16 protein-coding genes are annotated in these 19,420 nt (G+C 70.3%); 12 read left to right on the forward strand and 4 right to left on the reverse strand.

Going from position 1 to position 19,420, the window contains the following annotated elements:
• Nucleotides 1–98: 98 nt before the first annotated feature.
• The 6 genes from A4U64_RS04490 (at nt 99) to fgd (ending at nt 5,860) form a co-directional block, all read left to right on the forward strand.
• Nucleotides 99–911, forward strand: coding sequence for a hypothetical protein (locus A4U64_RS04490; protein WP_043802326.1), 813 nt, complete (start codon nt 99–101; stop codon nt 909–911).
• A 108-nt stretch (nt 912–1,019) separates the two neighbouring features.
• Nucleotides 1,020–2,822, forward strand: coding sequence for a sigma-54-dependent Fis family transcriptional regulator (locus A4U64_RS04495; protein ID WP_006945521.1), 1,803 nt, complete (start codon nt 1,020–1,022; stop codon nt 2,820–2,822).
• 140 nt (nt 2,823–2,962) lie between these two features.
• Nucleotides 2,963–3,445: a hypothetical protein gene (locus A4U64_RS04500; RefSeq protein ID WP_065922259.1), complete on the forward strand. Its 483-nt coding sequence runs from the start codon at nt 2,963–2,965 to the stop codon at nt 3,443–3,445.
• Between the two features lie 75 nt (nt 3,446–3,520).
• Nucleotides 3,521–4,312 (forward strand): hypothetical protein, encoded by a 792-nt coding sequence (locus A4U64_RS04505; protein WP_065922260.1) that lies wholly within the window; start codon nt 3,521–3,523, stop codon nt 4,310–4,312.
• A complete protein-coding gene (locus A4U64_RS04510) occupies nt 4,309–4,776 on the forward strand; it encodes an RDD family protein (protein ID WP_065922261.1) in 468 nt (155 codons plus the stop codon). The genes A4U64_RS04505 and A4U64_RS04510 overlap by 4 nt, the downstream gene beginning before the upstream one ends.
• A gap of 70 nt (nt 4,777–4,846) precedes the next feature.
• Complete coding sequence (fgd, locus tag A4U64_RS04515; RefSeq protein WP_065923407.1) at nt 4,847–5,860, forward strand: glucose-6-phosphate dehydrogenase (coenzyme-F420); 1,014 nt, start codon at nt 4,847–4,849, stop codon at nt 5,858–5,860.
• A gap of 78 nt (nt 5,861–5,938) precedes the next feature.
• Here the strand turns inward: fgd and A4U64_RS04520 are convergent, their stop codons facing one another.
• Nucleotides 5,939–6,883, reverse strand: coding sequence for an AraC family transcriptional regulator (locus A4U64_RS04520; protein ID WP_043802313.1), 945 nt, complete (start codon nt 6,881–6,883; stop codon nt 5,939–5,941).
• 237 nt (nt 6,884–7,120) lie between these two features.
• Between A4U64_RS04520 and A4U64_RS04525 the strand changes: the two genes are divergently transcribed.
• The 6 genes from A4U64_RS04525 to A4U64_RS04550 all read left to right on the forward strand — a co-directional run bounded on the left by A4U64_RS04525 (nt 7,121) and on the right by A4U64_RS04550 (nt 14,589).
• Nucleotides 7,121–7,693 (forward strand): flavin reductase family protein, encoded by a 573-nt coding sequence (locus A4U64_RS04525; protein ID WP_044476278.1) that lies wholly within the window; start codon nt 7,121–7,123, stop codon nt 7,691–7,693.
• Nucleotides 7,694–7,724: 31 nt separating this feature from the next.
• The gene (locus tag A4U64_RS04530) at nt 7,725–9,344 is read left to right on the forward strand and encodes a 4-hydroxyphenylacetate 3-hydroxylase family protein (RefSeq protein ID WP_065922262.1); all 1,620 of its coding nucleotides are present in this window, start codon (nt 7,725–7,727) and stop codon (nt 9,342–9,344) included.
• 19 nt (nt 9,345–9,363) lie between these two features.
• Nucleotides 9,364–10,212, forward strand: a complete 849-nt coding sequence (gene catA, locus A4U64_RS04535; RefSeq protein ID WP_065923408.1) for a catechol 1,2-dioxygenase — start codon at nt 9,364–9,366, stop codon at nt 10,210–10,212.
• 80 nt (nt 10,213–10,292) lie between these two features.
• Nucleotides 10,293–12,377, forward strand: a complete 2,085-nt coding sequence (pta, locus tag A4U64_RS04540) for a phosphate acetyltransferase (RefSeq protein ID WP_006938193.1) — start codon at nt 10,293–10,295, stop codon at nt 12,375–12,377.
• Nucleotides 12,374–13,573, forward strand: coding sequence for an acetate kinase (locus A4U64_RS04545; RefSeq protein WP_065922263.1), 1,200 nt, complete (start codon nt 12,374–12,376; stop codon nt 13,571–13,573). The genes pta and A4U64_RS04545 overlap by 4 nt, the downstream gene beginning before the upstream one ends.
• A 146-nt stretch (nt 13,574–13,719) precedes the next feature.
• Nucleotides 13,720–14,589 (forward strand): DUF559 domain-containing protein, encoded by an 870-nt coding sequence (locus A4U64_RS04550; protein WP_065922264.1) that lies wholly within the window; start codon nt 13,720–13,722, stop codon nt 14,587–14,589.
• A gap of 81 nt (nt 14,590–14,670) precedes the next feature.
• On the opposite strand, the gene A4U64_RS04555 is transcribed toward A4U64_RS04550, so the two are convergent.
• From A4U64_RS04555 to A4U64_RS04565, 3 genes are read right to left on the reverse strand one after another with little or no spacing between them, the layout of a single operon-like run.
• Nucleotides 14,671–16,998: a serine/threonine-protein kinase gene (locus tag A4U64_RS04555; protein ID WP_029545346.1), complete on the reverse strand. Its 2,328-nt coding sequence runs from the start codon at nt 16,996–16,998 to the stop codon at nt 14,671–14,673.
• 8 nt (nt 16,999–17,006) lie between these two features.
• Entirely contained in the window at nt 17,007–17,972 is a 966-nt protein-coding gene (locus A4U64_RS04560) for a glutamate ABC transporter substrate-binding protein (protein WP_029545345.1), read from the reverse strand.
• Nucleotides 17,969–19,330, reverse strand: a complete 1,362-nt coding sequence (locus A4U64_RS04565; protein ID WP_006938198.1) for a hypothetical protein — start codon at nt 19,328–19,330, stop codon at nt 17,969–17,971. Before A4U64_RS04565 ends, A4U64_RS04560 begins: the two co-directional genes overlap by 4 nt.
• Nucleotides 19,331–19,420 lie beyond the last annotated feature (90 nt).

Below are 19,420 nucleotides of genomic sequence, written 5' to 3' on the forward strand. Positions count from 1 at the left end.
CGGTTCCGGCCGGCTCCGGCCACCGGATCCACCCAAGCCGGGTGCCCGCACGTGTGCTCCCCTCACCGTGCGGGCACCCACTCCCTGGAGTCAGAAACATGACCATCTCGTTTCCCGCCGTACTCGACGCGCCGGTCTCCGGGCGCCGGGTCCCGCTCGTCGTCGACCATCTCGACTACAGCCGCCGGGTCCTGCTCCGCGGCAACCCGGTGCCCTGGGAGGATCCCACCGCGCTGTCGAACTTCCTCAACCAGGCCCACGGGCTGCTGCGACCGGACGTCACGCTGCTCGATCTCGGCGAGTACTACCGCCTCGCGGCGGACGACCCGCGCCTGCGCGAGGCGATGGCCGCACGGTCCCGGACCGGGTACGCGTTGCGGGCACTGCTGGCGGACGCCGCGACCGCCCGCGCCGTGGCGACGCTCGCCGCCACCGTGGCCGGCACGACCCGGCTGCCGCTGGTGCTGCAGATCCCCTCGCCGCGGGCCTGGCTGGCGGCGACCCACCCCGGAGACGTCGCGGACCTGGACGCGGACCGTGTCGAGGCCGCGGCGATGTACGTCGCGGACTGGCTGCGCGGCTTCGCCGAGGTGCCGGTCTCGGCGGTCCTGCTCGACGAGCGGATCGCGCCCGGCGCCGATGCCGCCGCGCTACCGCCGGTCGATCCGCAGTCGTACGTGCCGGTGACGAACGTGGCTGCGCACTACCGGTGGGAGATCGGACTGCGCGGCGAGGACACCGTCTCGGTCGGCGCGCACGAGGGTGACGTCCTCGGCTCCGGCTACTGGCTCGCCGACGACACTGCCGTACCGGACGCCCGCGGCGCGTTCCGGCTCGCGCACCTGCCGGCGGACGCGGTCCCGGAGACGGTGCTCGCCCGGCTGGCCCGGCTCGACGGCCACGGTGCCTGAACGTGGACGACCTGCACACCGGTGCCGCGGGGAGGGGCACCGGCCCGGGGGCGGACGCTACCCTGGAGGCGTGACGTGCATCACGAGAGTGCCGGGGCGAGGCACCCGATGAAGAGCGCGGACCGACGGCTGCGGGTGGCGGTCGCCCGGGCCGGATTCCTCGACTCCGGCGAACCGGACGATTCGCTGGTCTCCTCTGTCGTGTCCGCGTCGTGGCGGCGCTCCGCCGCGGCGGGCGTGCGACCGTCCGGTGGGGAGGTCCGGTTCGCGGGGGAGGTGGACCGGACCTCTCGGCTGGTCCAGTGCTCGCTGCCGGTCCTGGACCGCCTCGCGGAGGAGACCGTCGACGTCCCGGTGAGCATCGCCCTGACCGACGCCAAGGCACAGGTGCTGATGCGCCTCGACGGGGCCCGCGCCATCGGACGGTTGCTCGACCATGTCTCCCTCGCGCCGGGATTCGACTACTGCGAGGGGCAGATCGGCACCAACGGCGTCGGCACCGTGCTGGAATCCGGGCGCCCGGTGCAGATCGAGGGCGCCGAGCACTTCCACGAACGGTTCCAGCCGTTCGCCTGCTCCGGGGCGCCGATCCGGGACCCGTTCAGCGGACGCGTCGCCGGCGTCATCGACATCAGCTGCCTCACCGAGCATTCCTCGCCGCTGCTCACGACCGTCGTGCGGACCGCGGCGGCGGAGATCGAACAGAATCTGTTCCGGGACCGGAGCGCCCGCCAGCACGCGCTGTTCGACGCGTTCGTGCGGGCCGACGCTCGCGGCGGCACGGCCCTCATGGCGATCGGGAGCGCGATGTCGCTCGCGAATCCGCTCGCCCACACCCTCCTCGCGCCGGAGGACCAACGCCGTGTCGGTGAACACGTCGACTACGTCATCGGGCACCGCGCGCGCATCGACGAACTGGTCGAGCTGGGCACCGGCCTGTCCGTCCGGGTTCGCGCGACCCGGATCCTGGCGGGCGAGGACACCGCCGGATACCTCGTCGAGGTCTCCGAGGCGGCCGCGGCCGCGGCACCGCTTCCGTCCGTTCCGAACCGTGTCCGCGAGCACCGGCTGCACTCCGGGCGGGTCGGTCTGGCCGCTGCCGGCACCGATCGTCTCCGCTCGAGCGGTTCCTCCGCGCTGTGGATGCGCGCCTGCAACGAGATCGAGGAGGCCCTGTCCGCCGGGGCGAAGTTGCTCCTCACCGGCGAACCGGGCACGGGGAAGGCGTCTCTCGCGTCGGAGATCTTCCACTCCCTGTACGCCGGGGGCCGGAGCATCCTCGTGGACGGGAGCGAGACCGACCTGTCCGGGCTCACGGTGTCCTCCACCAACCCCACCCTGTACGTGCTGCGCAACATCCAGGCCATGCCCGCCCCACTCACGACGACCTTGGCCGAGACCCTGGCGGAACCCGTCCCCGAGCACATCTTCGTCGTGGCCACCATGGAGGAATCCGAGGAGCCGCCGTCCGAGACCCTGGCACCGCTGCTGGCGGCGCTCGACCGGACCGTGCACGTTCCTGCGCTGCGGCACCGCACCGACGACATCGCCGGGGTCGTGGCGCAGGTGCTCCGCAAGATCAGCGGATCGCAGAGCCGAGCGGTCGCTCCCGACGCCATGCGGGTGCTGGCGCGCTATCCGTGGCCGCGCAACATCCACGAGGTCGAGGCGGCCCTGCGGAGCGCCGTCGCACAACGGCCTGCGGGTGCCATCACCGTCGAGGACCTGCCCGAATGGTGCCGGCACGGTCCGCGCAGGCAACTCAACGCGGTCGAGTCCGCCGAACGGGATCTCATCGCCAAGATCCTGCGGGAAACCGGAGGCAACCGTGTGCACGCTGCGCGCGCGCTGGGAATCTCGCGGTCGTCGCTGTACCGGAAGCTGACTCTGTTCGGATTCACCGGCGAGTAGTCACCTACGGGCGATCGTCGCGTCGCGCCGGTTGCCGCGACGAGGATCCCTGTCCGGATCTGGGACAGTTCGCGACCGCTCCTCCCGCCGAAGATGGAGATAGCACATCTCGTCGACTGCGTGAAGGAGGAACGAGAGTCGTGAACACCACAGACGAGCCGTTCTTCAGCTGGAACACGAGGCGAATGGTCCTGCGCACCAATGGATGTCCGTTCCACGATCAGTCGGGGATCGACTCGGGCGGTCCCGAGCTCGTATCGGACGTGCCGCTGACGGTCGGCACCCGGAGAGGGCGTCTGCTCACCGTCGTGGACGACGACGAAGAGCACGTGGCGCTGGTGGTGGGCGACGTGCAGCAGCGGCATGATGTGCCGGTTCGCTGGGTGGTCGCGGAGGGCCTGCTGATCGAGGGGAGCCGCAGCCGGCTCGACGCGGAGATCCTGTTGCCCGTGTCGGAGGCCCCCGCGGTTCCGGTACCGAATGTGCGGCGCCTCGCGGACCATCGGAGCCGGTACAGCGGGGCGGTGCATGCCCTCCTCGTGCATTCCGGTGCCGTGTCCGTCACCGTCGAATTCGGCCCGGCGTCGCTCCGGGCTGCGCCGCAGCTGGACCGCTCCGCGTGAACCGCCCGATCGACCCTCGGACGGGCCGATCGCGAACCACGTGCATTTCGGGCGCCGGAGGGCTTTGATGTCGGTATGAACGGCAGGACCGGCCCCGACCCGGTACGCGTGGCGGTCGGTGCCGCCGCGACCGTGGGCGACGGGATTCGTCGCATGCTCCTGTTCGGTGTCGACGCGGCACGTCGTCTACCGGGTGTGGACCCCGCGCTCGTCGCGCTCGAGGCGCGCGGCGCCGAGACCCTGCGCGCCGGGGACGAGATCGCGGACCGGTTGCTGCGCGCTGTGGTGCGCCGGGTGGTGAGCGCCGCGCTGGACGAGGTCGACATCACCGCCGTCGTGCGGGACCACGTCGACCTCGATGCCGTCGCCGAGGGCGTCGACGTCGAGCGGATCGTCGGTCGGGTGGACCTGGACGCGATCGCGGCGCGCGTCGACATCGCACCGATCCTGGACCGCGTGGACATCGACGCGGTGGCGGAACGGGTGGACGTGGGCGCGATCATCGATCGGGTGGACCTGGATGCGGTTGCGGCGACGATCGACGTGGGCGCGATCATCGATCGGGTCGACCTGGACGCCGTCGCCGCGACGATCGACGTGGGCGCGATCATCGATCGGGTCGACCTGGACGCCGTCGCCGCGACGATCGACGTGGACGCGATCATCGGGCGAGTCGACCTCATCGGCCTGGCGAACGCGGTGATCGAAGGCGTCGACCTGCCGACCATCATCCGCGACTCGACCGGATCCATGTCCACCGAGGCGATGCGCGGCGTGCGCAGCCAGGGTATGCACGCCGACGACGCGGTATCCGGGTTCGTCGGCCGGTTGTTCGGGCGCGCCGAGATCCCGGAAGAACCGGCATGAGCAACCGGGAACCATCCCACCGACCCGCCGGAATCGTCACGAGGGGCATCGCCGCAGCCATCGACCTCGGCGTGGTCCTGACCGTGATGGGCGGGATCTATCTCGCCGTGGTACTCGTGCGGTTGCTGTTCTCGCCGCAGGAGTTCTCCTTCCCCGACGCACACGTTCTGCTGTCCGTCGGTGTGTTCGTCGGTGTCGCGTCGCTGTACCTGACGGTGTCCTGGGCCACCACCGGTCGCACGGTCGGCGCGGTGGTGATGGGGCTGCGGATGGTGAGCCGCAACGGCGACCTCGTCGGATGGGTCCGGGCGGGGCTGCGCGCCGGGCTGTGCGTGATGTTCGGGTTCGGGCTGCTGTGGGTGGCGGTGGATCGCCGCCGCCGGTCCCTGCAGGACATCCTGCTGCGCACCAGCGTCGTCTACGACTGGAAACCCGACCTGCATCTGGCCGAGGCCGAGAGGTGACGTCGCGTCCGTCACACGTGTCTGGGCATACTCGAACCCGGCCGGATTCGTAGACGGGTAGGAGTTCGTGGTGTCGCAGGGTCTGAAGTTGGGGTACAAGGCGTCGGCGGAGCAGTTCGGGCCGCGGGAGCTGGTGGAGCTGGCGGTGCTGGCGGAGGAACACGGGATGGATTCGGCGACGGTGTCGGATCATTTCCAGCCGTGGCGGCACAACGGGGGGCATGCGCCGTTCTCGTTGGCGTGGATGACCGCGGTCGGCGAGCGCACCTCGCGGCTGCAGTTGGGGACCTCGGTGCTGACCCCGACGTTCCGGTACAACCCGGCGGTGATCGCGCAGGCGTTCGCGACGATGGGGTGCCTGTATCCGGGGCGGGTCATGCTCGGGGTCGGCACCGGGGAGGCGCTCAACGAGATCGCCACCGGGTATGCGGGGGTGTGGCCGGAGTTCAAGGAGCGGTTCGCGCGGTTGCGGGAGTCGGTGGCCCTGATGCGCGAGCTGTGGACCGGGGAGCGGGTCGACTTCGACGGGGAGTACTACACCACGAAGGGGGCGTCGATCTACGACGTGCCCGCCGGCGGGATCCCGGTGTACATCGCGGCGGGGGGTCCGGTGGTGGCGCGGTATGCGGGCCGGGCGGGGGACGGGTTCATCTGCACCTCGGGCAAGGGGATGGAGCTCTACACCGAGAAGCTGTTGCCGGCGGTGGCCGAGGGCGCGGGCAAGGCCGGGCGGGACGCCGGGGCGATCGACAAGATGATCGAGATCAAGATCTCCTACGACACCGATCCGGAGCGGGCGCTGGAGAACACCCGGTTCTGGGCGCCGTTGTCGCTGACGGCGGAGCAGAAGCACAGCATCGACGATCCGGTGCAGATGGAGGCGGCGGCCGATGCGCTGCCGATCGAACAGGTGGCCAAGCGGTGGATCGTGGCGTCGGATCCGGACGAGGCGGTGGAGAAGGTCGCGGCGTATGTCGACGCCGGGCTGAACCATCTGGTGTTCCACGCGCCGGGACACGATCAGCGGCGCTTCCTCGACCTGTTCGAGCGCGACCTCGCGCCGCGCCTGCGCGCGCTGGCCTGACGCGGCTGCGCCGCCGGTGCGTCCTTTGGGCTGTTCCAGCCGCCCGAAGGACACACCGGCGACGACGTCGCCTGTAGGTCAGGCGGTCCCGCCGCGCAGCGTCTCGGACGGGCTGGCGCCGAACTTGCGCCGGTACGCGGCGGCGAACCGCCCGGTGTGCATGATGCCCCAGCGGAGGGCGACATCGGATACCGTTGCACTGGAATCGCTTCGGGACAGATCGGTGTGCACCCGCTCGAGCCGGACGTCGGCGAGATACTCCATCGGCGTCATGCCGACGCACTCGCGGAAGCCCTGCTGGATGCGGCGGACGCTGACGCCGACGAGCTCGGCCATCTCCGCGGCGGTCCACGGGCGCGCCGGATCCTGCTGGACCGCGTCCATCACCCGTTTGACGATCCGTGGCCGCACCCCGGTCGGGCCGTCACCGTCGTCCGGTGCGGCGGCGAGCACGAGCGCGGTCGTGACGGCGCGGCAAAGTTGTTCGGCCACCTGGACGCTGCGCAGCAGGACGTTGTCCCGCAGCGACTCGTCGGCGACCGCTCGGACGAGGCGCAGCCAGTCGGCCCCCGCTCCCGCCCGCAGATCCAGCTGCGCGGGCAGCTGCCTACCCGGACGGGGGAGCAGGCGGTCCATCTCGCGCTGCATGTAGTCGCGGTCGACCTTGAACCCGATGATCTCGCACGAACTGCTCCACCGGGTGATGACGGTGGGGGTGTCGGGTGGGCAGACCGTCGCCAGCCCGGGAGCCGACACGACCTCGTCGCGGCCGACGGCGGTGACCAGGTGCCCGGTCAGGGGGATGTTGATGCCGTACGCGCCGGGATGCTCGGAACGGATCGACACGTCCACGCCGAAGCCGATCCGCGCCAGCCGCGCGGCGCCGAGCTGGGTCGATTCCAGCGACGTGCGGGCGGCGGGCCCGCGGCTGAGGAGCGTCAGCTGGTGCGGGAAGTACGCCTGGGACACCACGTCGTGCACTTCGTCCCAGTCCGTGAAGCCGCGGCTTTCCGGTGCTCGCATTCGCCCTTCCAACCCTCCCAACTGGTGCCGTGCCGGTATGTGGGCAGCTCCCCACGCTAGCACCGTACTGTGACGACGGTCACGTGCCGCCCGGATGATCCGGTGCGTTCCGAGCCCGCTTCGCAATGCGGATCGCACCTTCGCAATGCGGATCGACGGAGTGTGATCCGGGTCATACGTTGGTTCTCGTTCCGGATCGACCTGCGATCGCACATCGTGCAGAAAGGCGGTCTCCTCATGGACCAGCGAGCACTTCGCAACATCTTCGGTCAGTTCGCCAGCGGGGTCACTGTGGTCACGTGCGCCAACGCCGAGGGCACCCCGCACGGGGCCACGGTCACGGCCTTCACCGCCATCTCGCTGGAGCCGAGGTTGTGCCAGGTGACGCTGACGCGAACGTCGAAGGCGTGCGGCTACCTCGACGACGCGCCGTTCGCCGTGAACATCCTGGCGGCCGACCAGCTCTCCACCGCACTGCATTTCGCCGGCAGACCGCAGGCCGTCGCGCCGACATGGGACGACACCGGAATCGCACCCGCCCTCCTCGGCAACGCGGCCACCCTGATCTGCCGCCCGTGGGCCGAATACGACGGCGGCGACCACGTCATCTTCGTCGGCGAGATCGTCGACGCCTCCGTCGACGCCGAGAAGGACCCGCTCCTGTTCTTCCGCAGCACCTTCCACGACCTCGGGGACCGGTCCGGCTCGACCGCGTGGAACGGGTGCCTCGACGATCCGCACAGCGGATGGTTCGACGCCACCACCACATTCACCCCACTGCCCTCGCAGCTCGCCCGCACTGCCTCCTGACCCCGCTCCCACCTCTTTCGAAGGGAAGACCATGACCACCACCGAAGCAGCCCCCGCTACCGGCACCGTCGACCGGTCGAAGGTGAACGTCGCCGCGGACCACCCGGCCAATCAGCAGCAGACCTTCGCTTCGCGGCCGATGACCGGCGACGAGTACATCGCGTCGATCGACGACGGTCGCGAAATCTACCTGCACGGCGAGCGCGTCAAGGACTTCACCAACCATCCGGCGTTCCGCAACTCCATCCGCATGACGGCGCGCCTCTACGACGCGCTGCACACCGGCGAGCACGTCGGCACCCTCACCGCCCCGACCGACACCGGCAACGGCGGGGTGACCATGCCGTTCTTCCGCACCCCGAAGTCCGCCGACGACCTGCGAGCCGACCGCGACGCCATCGCCACCTGGGCGCGGATGACCTACGGCTGGATGGGCCGGTCCCCCGACTACAAGGCCTCCTTCCTCGGCACCCTCGGCGCCAACGACGAGTTCTACTCGCCGTTCCAGGACAACGCCAAGCGCTGGTACCGCGAGTCGCAGGAGAAGGTCCTGTACTGGAACCACGCGATCATCAACCCGCCGGTGGACCGGTCGCTGCCCCCGGACCAGGTCGGCGACGTGTTCATGAAGGTCGAGAAGGAGACCGACGCGGGCCTGATCGTCTCCGGCGCCAAGGTCGTCGCCACCGGCTCGGCGATCACCAACTACAACTTCATCGCCCACTACGGCCTGCCGATCAAGAAGAAGGAATTCGCCCTGATCTGCACGGTGCCGATGGACGCGCCCGGCATCAAGCTGATCTCGCGGGCCTCCTACAGCCAGAATGCCGCCGTGGTCGGCTCCCCGTTCGACTACCCGCTGTCCTCGCGCATGGACGAGAACGACGCGATCTTCATCTTCGACAAGGTGCTCGTGCCGTGGGAGAACGTGTTCATGTACGGGGACGTGGAGAAGATCAACAACTTCCTCGGCGGCTCGGGCTTCCTCCAGCGCTTCACGCTGCAGGGTTGCACGCGCCTTGCGGTCAAGCTCGACTTCATCGCGGGCCTGCTGATGAAGGCCCTCGACGCGACCGGCGCCGGCGGTTTCCGCGGCGTGCAGACCCGCGTCGGGGAGGTCATCGGCTGGCGCAACCTGTTCTGGTCGCTCACCGACGCGATGGTCAACAACCCGGAGCCGTGGATCGGCGACACCGTCATCCCGAAGCTCGAGTACGGCCTGACCTACCGGATGTTCGCGATGCAGGGCTACCCGCGCATCAAGGAGATCATCGAGCAGGACGTCGCCTCGGGCCTGATCTACCTGCCCTCGTCGGCGGCGGACTTCAAGAATCCCGAGGTGCGCCCCTACCTGGACAAGTACGTCCGCGGCTCCGACGGCATCACCGCCGTGGACCGGGTCAAGGTCATGAAGGCCCTGTGGGACTCGATCGGCTCCGAGTTCGGTGGCCGCCACGAACTGTACGAGCGGAACTACGCCGGCAACCACGAGAACGTCAAGGCCGAGCTGCTGTTCGCCGCAGAAGGCCGTGGGGACGTGTCCGCCATGAAGGGCCTGGCCGAGCAGTTCATGAGCGAGTACGACCTCGACGGCTGGACCGTGCCCGACCTCGTCGGCAACGACGACGTGTCCCATTTCCGCCGTGCCTGACCACTTCCCGGGAGACACCATGACCATCACCGAAAACCCCACCGCTGCCGCATCCGGCAACGCCGCCACCGACAAGTTCAAGGGCGAACGCTGCACCGCCGACACCTCACCGGAGCGTCTGTCCGCCATCGCGACCGAAGCCCTCGCGGGATTCGGTGCGCTGATCCGGAAACATGCCGTCACCTACGACGAGTACCGCGTGCTCAAGCAGTGGCTCATCGACGTGGGCGAGGGCGGCGAGTGGCCGCTGCTGCTGGACGTGTTCGTCGAGCACGAGATCGAGGACGTCAACTCCCGGAGGTTCCGCGGCACCAAGGGCAGCATCGAGGGGCCGTACTACGTTCCGGGCGCACCGGAACTACCGGCGCAGTGCACACTCCCGATGCGCGACGAGGATCGCGTCCACCCCCCGCTGGTCCTGCGCGGACAGGTCACCGACCTCGACGGCCGGGGCCTCGGCGGGGCCCGGATCGAGATCTGGCACGCCGACGACGAAGGCTACTACTCCCAGTTCGCCCCGCACCTTCCGCACTGGAATCTGCGCGGCACCGTCGTCGCCGACGCCGAGGGCCGCTACGACATCACCACCATCGAGCCGGCTCCGTATCAGATCCCCACCGACGGGCCCACCGGACAGTTCATCGAGGCAGCCGGATGGCACCCGTGGCGCCCGGCGCACCTGCACCTGCGGGTGACCGCACCCGGCAGGCAGCCGATCATCACCCAGCTGTACTTCGCCGGTGGTGAGTGGCTCGACGACGACGTCGCGACCGCGACGAAACCGGAACTCGTCCTCGAACCACAGGTCGACGACGCCGGCCGCAAGGTGGCCACGTACGACTTCGCGCTCGACCCGCTCGCGGACTGACGCGGCTGCGCCGCCGGTGCGTCTTTTGGGTTGCTCCCACCGCCCAAAGGACGCACCGGCGCAGCGTTAGGGTGTGAGCCATGAGCGCCGCCGCCGAGTCCGTGTCGAGTATCTACATCGCTGCGCCGGAGGGTGACACCGGCAAGTCCACCGTCGCGCTCGGCCTGCTCCAGGCGCTGTGTGCCTCCGCCGCCCGGGTCGGCGTCTTCCGCCCCATCGCCCGCTCCGACGGCGACACCGACTACATCCTCGAACTGCTCCTCGAACGCATCACCGTCGACCTCGACTACGACGAGTGCGTCGGCGCCACCTACGACGACGTGCATGCCGATCCCGAGGCCGCCCTCAGCGAGATCGTCGTCAAGTACCACGCCGTCGCGGACCGGTGCGACGCCGTCGTCATCGTCGGCAGCGACTACACCGAGATCGCCAACCCCAGCGAGCTCGGCTACAACGCGCGCATCGCCGCGAATCTCGACGCGCCCGTTCTGCTCGTGTTGCGCGGCTCCCGGCGTACCCCCGACGAGGTGGCGCAACTGACCAGCGTGTGCACGGCCGAACTCGCCGCCCAGCACGCCCACCTGACCGGAATCGTCGTCAACCGCTGTCCCTCTGACCGGCTCGACGAGATCGCCGCGGCCGTCGGGGACCGGGGTGTGCCGCTGTGGACCCTGCCGGAGGTGCCGATCCTCGTCGCGCCGACCATGGGCGAACTGCTGACCGCGATCGACGGCGAACTCTACAGCGGCGATCCCGAGCTGCTGCACCGCGAGGCGCTGCGCGTCATGGTCGGCGGCATGACCGCCGAACACATCCTCGAACGCATCACCGAGGGGGTCGTGGTGATCGCCCCCGCCGACCGCTCCGACGTGCTCCTCGCCCTCGTGAATGCCAATGCCGCCGAAGGGTTTCCGTCGCTGGCCGGCATCATCATGAACGGTGGGCTCCTGCCGCACCCGGCGATGGCGCAACTCGTCGCCGGACTCAGGCCCAGCCTGCCGATCCTGACGACCACCCTGGGGACGTTCGACACCGCGTCGGCCGCCGACCGGACGCGCGGCCGCATGGCGCTCGGCGCGCACCGCAAGATCGACACCGCCGTCGCGCTGATGGAACAGCACGTGGACACGGATCGGTTGCTGAGCCGCCTCGACGTGCCCCGGCCGTCCGTCACGACCCCGCAGATGTTCGAGTACCAGCTCATCGACTGGGCCCGCCGTCAGCGCCGGCACATCGTGCTGCCCGAAGGCGACGACGACCGGATCCTGCGCGCGGCGGGCCGCGTCCTGCAACGCAAGATCGCCGACCTGACGATCCTCGGCGACGAGACGCAGGTGCGGCGCCGGGCGGCCGAACTCGGGGTGGACCTGAGTGCGGCGACCGTGCTGGATCCCAGGTCGTCCGAACACGCAGAGCCGTTCGCCGAGGAGTATGCCCGGCTGCGTGCCCACAAGGGGATGACGATCGAACGCGCCCGCGAGATCATGAGCGACATTTCGTACTTCGGCACGATGATGGTGCACCTCGGCGTCGCCGACGGCATGGTCTCCGGTGCCGCGCACACCACCGCGCACACCATCCGGCCGTCCTTCGAGATCATCAAGACCGAACCCGGCGTGTCCACGGTGTCGAGCATCTTCCTCATGTGCCTGTCGGATCGGGTGCTCGCCTACGGTGACTGCGCAGTGGTGCCCGATCCCACCAGCGATCAGCTCGCCGACATCGCGATCTCCTCCGCCGCCACCGCCGCCCGCTTCGGCATCGAACCGCGCGTCGCGATGCTGTCCTACTCGACCGGCGAGTCCGGTTCGGGCGTCGACGTCGACAAGGTCCGCGCCGCCACCGCCCTGGTGCGCGAGCGCCGGCCGGACCTGCCGGTGGAGGGACCGATCCAGTACGACGCCGCGATCGAACCGTCGGTGGCCAGCGCCAAGCTTCCCGACTCGGAGGTCGCCGGCCGGGCGACCGTGTTCATCTTCCCGGACCTCAACACCGGCAACAACACCTACAAGGCCGTGCAGCGCAGCGCCGGAGCCGTGGCCGTCGGTCCGGTCCTGCAGGGCCTGCGCAAGCCCGTCAACGACCTGTCGCGTGGGGCGCTGATCCAGGACATCGTGAACACGGTGGCGATCACCGCCATCCAGGCGCAGGAGGCCGGCGAATGAGCTCCCAGACGGACGGCACCGTGCTGGTGCTCAACTCCGGCTCGTCGTCGATCAAGTTCCAGCTCGTCCACCCCGAGACCGGAGACTCGGTGGCGCACGGGCTCATCGAGCGGATCGGTGAGCCCGAGGGCAGGGTCGTGTTCCACCACACCACCGGCACCGAGGAACACGTCGGTCCCATCGAGAACCACCGCGCCGGACTGCGGATCGTCCTCGACTGGGTGGAAGCGCTGGGCCGCCCCCTGCGCGAGGCCGGCATCATCGCCGTCGGCCATCGCCTCGTACACGGCGGCGAGGTGTTCCACGAGCCGACCGTCGTCGACGACGACGTGGTGCGCACCGTGAAGGAACTGGCCGTTCTTGCGCCGCTGCACAATCCGGCGAACGTCATCGGCATGGAGGTCGCGCGGGAGGAGCTGCCCGGCATTCCGCACGTCGGGGTGTTCGACACCGCGTTCTTCCACGCCCTGCCCGCCGCGGCCGCCACCTACGCGATCGACCGGGACGTCGCCCGGGCGCACGGCATCCGGCGGTACGGCTTCCACGGGACGTCGCACCAATACGTGTCCGAGCGCGCCGCCCGGTTCCTCGGACGTGAACTGTCGGAACTGAACCAGATCGTGCTGCACCTCGGCAACGGTGCGTCGGCCTCCGCGATCGCCGGCGGCCGGCCCGTCGACACGTCCATGGGGTTGACCCCGCTCGAAGGACTCGTCATGGGAACCCGGTGCGGCGACATCGATCCCGGCGTGCTGCTGCACCTGAACCGCAGCGCCGGGATGGACGTCGATTCCATCGACGATCTGCTCAACCGGCGCTCCGGGCTCAAGGGCCTCTCAGGGGTCAACGACTTCCGCGCCCTGATGCGGCTCGTCGCCGAGGGATCCGAGGACGCGAAGCTCGCCTACGACGTCTACGTGCACCGCCTGCGCAAGTACCTCGGCGCGTATCTCGTCGAACTGGGCGGCGTCGACGTCGTCGTGTTCACCGGCGGGGTGGGAGAGAACAACGTCGACGTCCGCCGCGACGCCCTCGCCGGCCTCGAGCGTCTCGGCATCGCCGTCGACGAGACCCGCAACGCCGCCTCCGCACGCGGTGAGCGGCGCATCTCGGCGGACATGTCGCAGGTGGAGATCCTCGTCATCCCGACCAACGAGGAGCTCGCCATCGCGCGGGCGGCCGCGGCGCTGGTGTAGGCCGAAGGGGGCGAGGGCGCGACATCGTACAGGTGCCACTCCCGAAGGCCGCCCCCTCGAGGTGGTACCTGTGGACAGCTCCGAGTTGTCCACAGAGTGGCGTGAGCGGGCTTTCCCGGCCGCGGCGCGACCAGCATGCTGCGCGCATGACTTTCTCCGGTCGACCCTTCCTCGGCACGGAAGCTGTGGCTTCGGGCCGGGTCACTGCTCACGATCTGCGCTGCCGGTTCGATCGCATCCATCGCAATGTGTACGTATCGAAGGGCACCGTGCTCGACGCGGTCGGCCGTGCGCACGCGGCGTGGCTGTGGTCGGGACGGAAAGGCGTACTTGCAGGCATGTCGGCCGCGGCGGTGCACGGCACCAGATGGATCGACGACGAAGTGCCCCCAGAGTTGGCGTTCGGTGCTCATGTGCGGGCGCCCAAGGCAATCCTCGTGCGGAAGGCCGACCTGGCCGCACACGAGGTGTGCACGATCGGCGGCTTGATTGTCACGACCCCGGCACGCACCGCGTTCGATCTCGGTCGCGCGCTCGGCTTCGACCACGCCGTGGAAACCCTGGACGCCCTGTGCAACGCCACGGGGTTGCCGGTGACGGACGTATTCGACGTGGCGGCAAGTCGCGGAGCCGCCAGGGGCGTGGCACAGCTCCGGCGCGTGCTGGCCGTCGTCGACGGTGGAGCCGAGTCTCCACCCGAAACGCGAACTCGCCTCCTGCTCGTTCGACACGGGCTGCCTGCGCCCGAAACGCAGCTGATCATCCGAGACGGCTCCGGACGATTCCTGGCGAGAGCGGACATGGGATGGGGACGGTGGAAGGTGATCGTCGAATACGACGGCGAGCACCACTGGACCGACCGGCGGCAGCGAGCGCGGGACATCGATCGATATGCGGTCCTCGAGGAGAACGGTTGGAGAGTTGTGCGGGTGGGCGCCGTGCTCCTCAGGGAACGGCCGCACATCGTTGTCGAACGTGTCCGCCGAGCTTTGGACGCGGCTGGTGCCCGTTGGTGACGCGCGAGGGGGCGGTTGTCGGGAGTGCTACTCGCCCGATGTCTTCATAACGACCCCTTCAACGTTCGGCGCGGAGACGGGCTACAGGATGCTGCGGGGGCGGATGGCGTTGGCCAGGTCGACGAGGGTGTAGCGGTGCGTGCGGGCGGGGGCGTTGCGGGCGAGGGCGCGCAGGCCGGACTCGGTGCCGGCGCGAAGTCCCTTCTCGGTGAAGGGGACGTCGAGGATCGGGTCGAGTTCGCGGCGGGCGGAGTGGCCGGCGCGCACCCAGTCGAGTGCCGTCGACAGCACCAGGGTGCGCATCTGCAGGAACCGGCTCTCGTCGGGCGACAACGTCCCCACCCGGCGCGCGGCCTCGCGCAGGTCGGCTTCCTCGAGTTCGTCGATCGGCCTGTCGTGCAACAGGATCAGCACCGTGGTCATGCGGGCGACGGCGTGGTGCCGGGAACTCGCGGGCACCTGGTCGAGCGCCGCGATCGCACCGGCCCGGTCGCCGCGGCGGGTGAGCTGCCGGGCGAGGCCGAACGCCGCGCTGACCACGTTGTGGTCGGTGCGCCACACGGTGCGGTAGTAGCTCTCGCAGAATCGGCGCCAGGCCTCGGGATCGTCGCTCTCCCAGTGCTGCAGAATGAGTTCCGCGGTTGCGGCGAGCGCCAGCTTGGGTGCGGTCTCGCCGGGCATTGCCGCGAGTACCTTCTCGAATCTGCCGAAGGAGGACTCGAATTCGCCGTTGACGAGTTCGGCCAGCCCGGCGTACCAGTCGATGCGCCAGTCCGCGCCGAGGTCGCGTTCGAGCTTGCGCAGGATCTCCGCGGCGCGGGTGCCGTGGCCCAGGTCGAGATGGGCGCGCACCTCCGCGAGGGTGATCTCGCGGGAGAACGAGACGTCCGCGGTGCCGACGACGCGTTCGAGCCCGTTGTCGCGCGCGTGCCGCAGCGAGTCGAGGGTCTGCTGGGGCTCGCTGTGCACCGCGGCGGCGAGCAGCGCGGCGCTCGGATCGTTGGGGTCGAGCAGCGGCACCGGTAGCGCCGCCGCCACGTCGCGGGCCGAGAGGTTCTCGTCCCGCGCGACGCCGTCGACGATCGAATCCGTGCGTCCGACGGCCTCGTCCGTCCCGAACGTCGTCCGCTGGCGGCTGAAGACCGACGACAGGCCGGGATGCTCCTCGCCGGTCTGCTGCGACAGGATCTCCCGCAGGACCCCCGTCAGCTGGCTCGCCATCTCGTCGGCCGACCGGAACCGCTGCTGCGGATCGGCGTCGGTCGCCCGCAGCAGCAGCCGGTGGTACGACTCGTACTCCGCCAGCAGCGGTGCCTTTTCGGGGGTGGGCAGGCCGTCGGCCAGGCGGCCCTGCTGCCACGGCATGTCGAGGGTGAGCACGGCCAGGGTCCGGCCGACGGTGTAGATGTCGGTGGCGACGGTCGGGCCCGTGCGCACGATCTCCGGCGCCTGGTAGCCGGGCGTGCCGTACAGGTAGCCGTAGTCCTCGACGCCGGTGACGGCCCCGAGGTCGATGAGCTTGAGCTGCTCCTCGGTGACCATGATGTTCTCGGGCTTGAGGTCGTTGTAGACGAGTCCGATCGAGTGCAGGTAGCTCAGCGCCGGCATGATCTCGAGGACGTACGCGATGGCCTGTTCGACGGGCATCCGGGCCGGCTCGGGACAGCTGTCGAGCACCTCGCGCAGCGAATGCCCGCCCACGTATTCCATGACGATGTAGCCCATCGGGGTGCCGTCCGGGCGCGGGTGCTCGATGAAGTTGAAGATCTTCACGATGCTCGGGTGCGTCACCTCGGCGAGGAACTGCTTCTCGGCGACGGCGACGGCCTGCGCCTCGGCGTCGCCCGAGTGCAGCAGGCCCTTGAGCACGACCCACCGGTCGCTGACGTTCCGGTCGACGGCGAGGTAGATCCAGCCCAGCCCGCCGTGCGCGAGGCAGCCCTGCACCTCGTACTGCCCGCCGACGATGGCGCCGGGCGGCAGCATCGGGACGAACTCGAACGGGGTGCCGCACGAGGGGCAGCGCCCGGAGGTGGGGCCCGGTCCGTTCGGCGTGCTGCGGCCGACCGGCTTGCCGCACTTCCAGCAGAACCGCTTGCCCTCGGCCACGTGCGGATCCGGGAGCACCACGGAGGCCGGGTCGACGGGTGCGGGGACCGGGATGTCCACGAGCCCGGCGAGGCGCCGCCGCGAGGGCACGCGCGGCCGGGACCGCCGCGACGACCGCTGCGACGGGACGCTGCCCCGGGAGGGGGCGCTGCGCTGGGCGGCGGGTGCGGTTTCCGGCGGGGCGCTGCGCTGCGTCGCGGGTCCCGTCTCCGGCGCGGCGCTGCGCTCGGTGGCGGGCCCGCCGTCCGGCGGGGCACTGCGCTGCGTCGCCGCGCCCGGGTCGTGTTCGGTGTCGGACATGCGGCCTCTCAGTCCACGTACGTCGGGGTCGGCGGCGCCGGGGCGGGTCCGAGGACGAGGAGCCAGCGGTTGTAGAGCTGCGTCCACGTCCCGTCGCGACGGATCCGCTCGAGGGTGCCGTTGACGAACCGCACCAGGTCCTCGCGGCCCTTGGCGATGCCGATGCCGTACGGCTCGCTGCCGATCGACGTCCCGACCAGCTCGAGGTACGGATCCTGCGAGGCGAGGCCGGCGAGGATCGTGTCGTCGGTGCTCACCGCGTCCACCTGACGCTGCTGCAGCACCACGAGGCAGTCCGCCCACGTCGGGACGGTGAGGATCGCCGCGGACGGCTGCAGCCGCCGGAGGCGGTCGAGCGACGTGGTTCCCTGCACGACACACACCCGCCGGCCCGCCAGGTCGGCGACGTCGCGGACGTCGGACCCCTTGACCACCAGGACGCGCTGCTGGGCCCGGAAGTAGACGGTGGAGAAGTCGACCCGTTCGCGGCGGGCACACGTGATCGTCATCGTCTTGGCGACGATGTCGACGGTGGAGTCCTGCAGCGCCTGCTCGCGGTCCGCGGAACTGAGGATCCGGAAGTCGAGCAGGTCCGGGCTGCCGAGCAGGTCCCGCGCGATCTCCCGCGCGACGTCCACGTCGAATCCGGTGATCCGGCCGGTCGCCGGATCCCGGAAGCTCATCAGGTTGCTGCCGGTGTCGAGCCCGACGACGAGCCGGCCGCGCGCCCGGATCGCGTCGAGGGTCGGTCCGGTCGTCGCGCCGTCGGGACGCAGACCGGCGGTGGGGTCGCCGCAGTCCGGTTCCGGGGGGACGGGCGCCGCACTGGGCGCGACGGTGGCGCGTTCCGGCAGGGGCGGCTCTGTGTAGGACGGGTCCGGGTCGGCGAGGATCTCCGGCGGTGAGGTCGCGCAGCCGCCCGTGAATGCGGCGACGGCGACGACCGTCGCGGCGACGAGACGACGCACGTTCACCGGTACTCCCGCAGGCGCGGCCACAGCCCGACGACGATGCCGAGCAGCGCCAGCCCCGTCAACGCCGTCGTGGCGGGGGCGAGCGCGGACAGGGTCTGCGCGGCGCGGTCCTCGTTGCCGCGCAGTTCGGCGCGGGCGAGGTCGATGCCGCGTTCGAGGGCGCGGTCGAGGGTGGCGAACTGGGCGACGGCCTCGTCGGGACCGGGACCGGTCGCGAGGATCGCGGCGGCCGGGAAGTCCCCGCGGTCGAGCGCGGCCTGCATGCGATTGTGCGACGCCAGCCATGCGGTGCGTGCCTCGGCGGCACGCACGGCGGGATCGGTGACGATCTCCACCTCCTCGCCGGACGCATACCCGGCGAGCAGCTCGCCGAGCCGGGACATGCTCTGGTCGAACGTCGCGTCGTACTCGCCGGTGGCGTCGCGGCGCACGAGCTGCAGGGTCTCCGCGGTGCGTGCCTGCTGCGCGAGGATGCGGCTGTCGGTGAACACCCCGAGCGGCTCGGCCCCGTGCACGATCGCCCGCTCGGTCGCGCTCGACGAGATCAGTCCGGCCACGAGCAACCAGCACAGCAGGATTCCCGTCGCCGCGATCGACAGCAGCAGACCGGGATTGAGGGTGCGACGGCTGATCCGGGAGATGATGACGTGCACCGCGGTGAGCGCGACGACCGTCACCAGCAGCAGACCGATCGACGTCCACGGTGGCTGCACCGACGCGCGCTGCGTCGACGAGACCGCCGAGACGCTCTGCGTGTACAGCTCCTGCGCCATCGGCAGCAGCGCCGACTGCATCAGGTTCGACGCCTCGCCGAGATAGGCGGCACCCACCGGGTTGCCGACGCGGTTGTTCGCCCGCGCCGTCTCGACCAGGCCCGTGTACACGGTGAGGCGTTCGGCGATGCCGGACAGCAGCCGGGTGCCCGCACGGTCGCCGGTGGGAATCCCGCCGGCGGCGGCGACGAGCTGGGCGGACGCCTCGCCGACGGCCTGGGCGTAGCGGTCGCGGACCTCCTTCGGCTCGATGCCGCCGGAGATGAAGCCGGTGGCGGCCGCCGCGTCCGCGACCGACAGTGCGCTGTAGAGGTTCTGTGCGGCATCGGCGAGCGGTTCGGTGGTGGCGAGCAACCGATCGTGGGTGGCCTTGCGGCCGGTGACCGTCTGGCCCGCCGCGACCCCGGAGACGAGGAGGAGCACGGCGAGCAGCACACCGAGGGTGACGAGCTTGGCGGGGGTGGAGCGCAGCAGGTCGCGCACCTCGTCGGAGGGGCCGGCGTGGGCGGTCGCGGCGGCCGGCACGTCGTTACGCTGGAGGCGACTCCCCACCGCACCGAGCGTGGGGGTCACGCGCACGTCCACGAGAGCACCCCTTCCGATGTGGCACTGTGTGTGGCGAGCATATAAGCAGTAACGGGATGTTGTTGCCGTCCGAGGACGGTGGACGCCCGG

It is taken from the genome of Rhodococcus sp. WB1, from assembly GCF_001700945.1.
In the GTDB taxonomy this organism is placed as follows: domain Bacteria; phylum Actinomycetota; class Actinomycetes; order Mycobacteriales; family Mycobacteriaceae; genus Rhodococcus; species Rhodococcus aetherivorans.

What these genes read in the sequence shown, in the direction of transcription:
- A4U64_RS04490 (WP_043802326.1), top strand. Translation starts at nt 99, where the DNA reads ATGACCATCTCGTTTCCCGCCGTACTCGACGCGCCGGTCTCCGGGCGC.
- A4U64_RS04495 (WP_006945521.1), top strand. Translation starts at nt 1,020, where the DNA reads ATGAAGAGCGCGGACCGACGGCTGCGGGTGGCGGTCGCCCGGGCCGGA.
- A4U64_RS04505 (WP_065922260.1), top strand. Translation starts at nt 3,521, where the DNA reads ATGAACGGCAGGACCGGCCCCGACCCGGTACGCGTGGCGGTCGGTGCC.
- A4U64_RS04510 (WP_065922261.1), top strand. Translation starts at nt 4,309, where the DNA reads ATGAGCAACCGGGAACCATCCCACCGACCCGCCGGAATCGTCACGAGG.
- A4U64_RS04520 (WP_043802313.1), bottom strand. Translation starts at nt 6,883, where the DNA reads ATGCGAGCACCGGAAAGCCGCGGCTTCACGGACTGGGACGAAGTGCAC.
- A4U64_RS04525 (WP_044476278.1), top strand. Translation starts at nt 7,121, where the DNA reads ATGGACCAGCGAGCACTTCGCAACATCTTCGGTCAGTTCGCCAGCGGG.
- A4U64_RS04530 (WP_065922262.1), top strand. Translation starts at nt 7,725, where the DNA reads ATGACCACCACCGAAGCAGCCCCCGCTACCGGCACCGTCGACCGGTCG.
- catA (WP_065923408.1), top strand. Translation starts at nt 9,364, where the DNA reads ATGACCATCACCGAAAACCCCACCGCTGCCGCATCCGGCAACGCCGCC.
- pta (WP_006938193.1), top strand. Translation starts at nt 10,293, where the DNA reads ATGAGCGCCGCCGCCGAGTCCGTGTCGAGTATCTACATCGCTGCGCCG.
- A4U64_RS04545 (WP_065922263.1), top strand. Translation starts at nt 12,374, where the DNA reads ATGAGCTCCCAGACGGACGGCACCGTGCTGGTGCTCAACTCCGGCTCG.
- A4U64_RS04550 (WP_065922264.1), top strand. Translation starts at nt 13,720, where the DNA reads ATGACTTTCTCCGGTCGACCCTTCCTCGGCACGGAAGCTGTGGCTTCG.
- A4U64_RS04555 (WP_029545346.1), bottom strand. Translation starts at nt 16,998, where the DNA reads ATGTCCGACACCGAACACGACCCGGGCGCGGCGACGCAGCGCAGTGCC.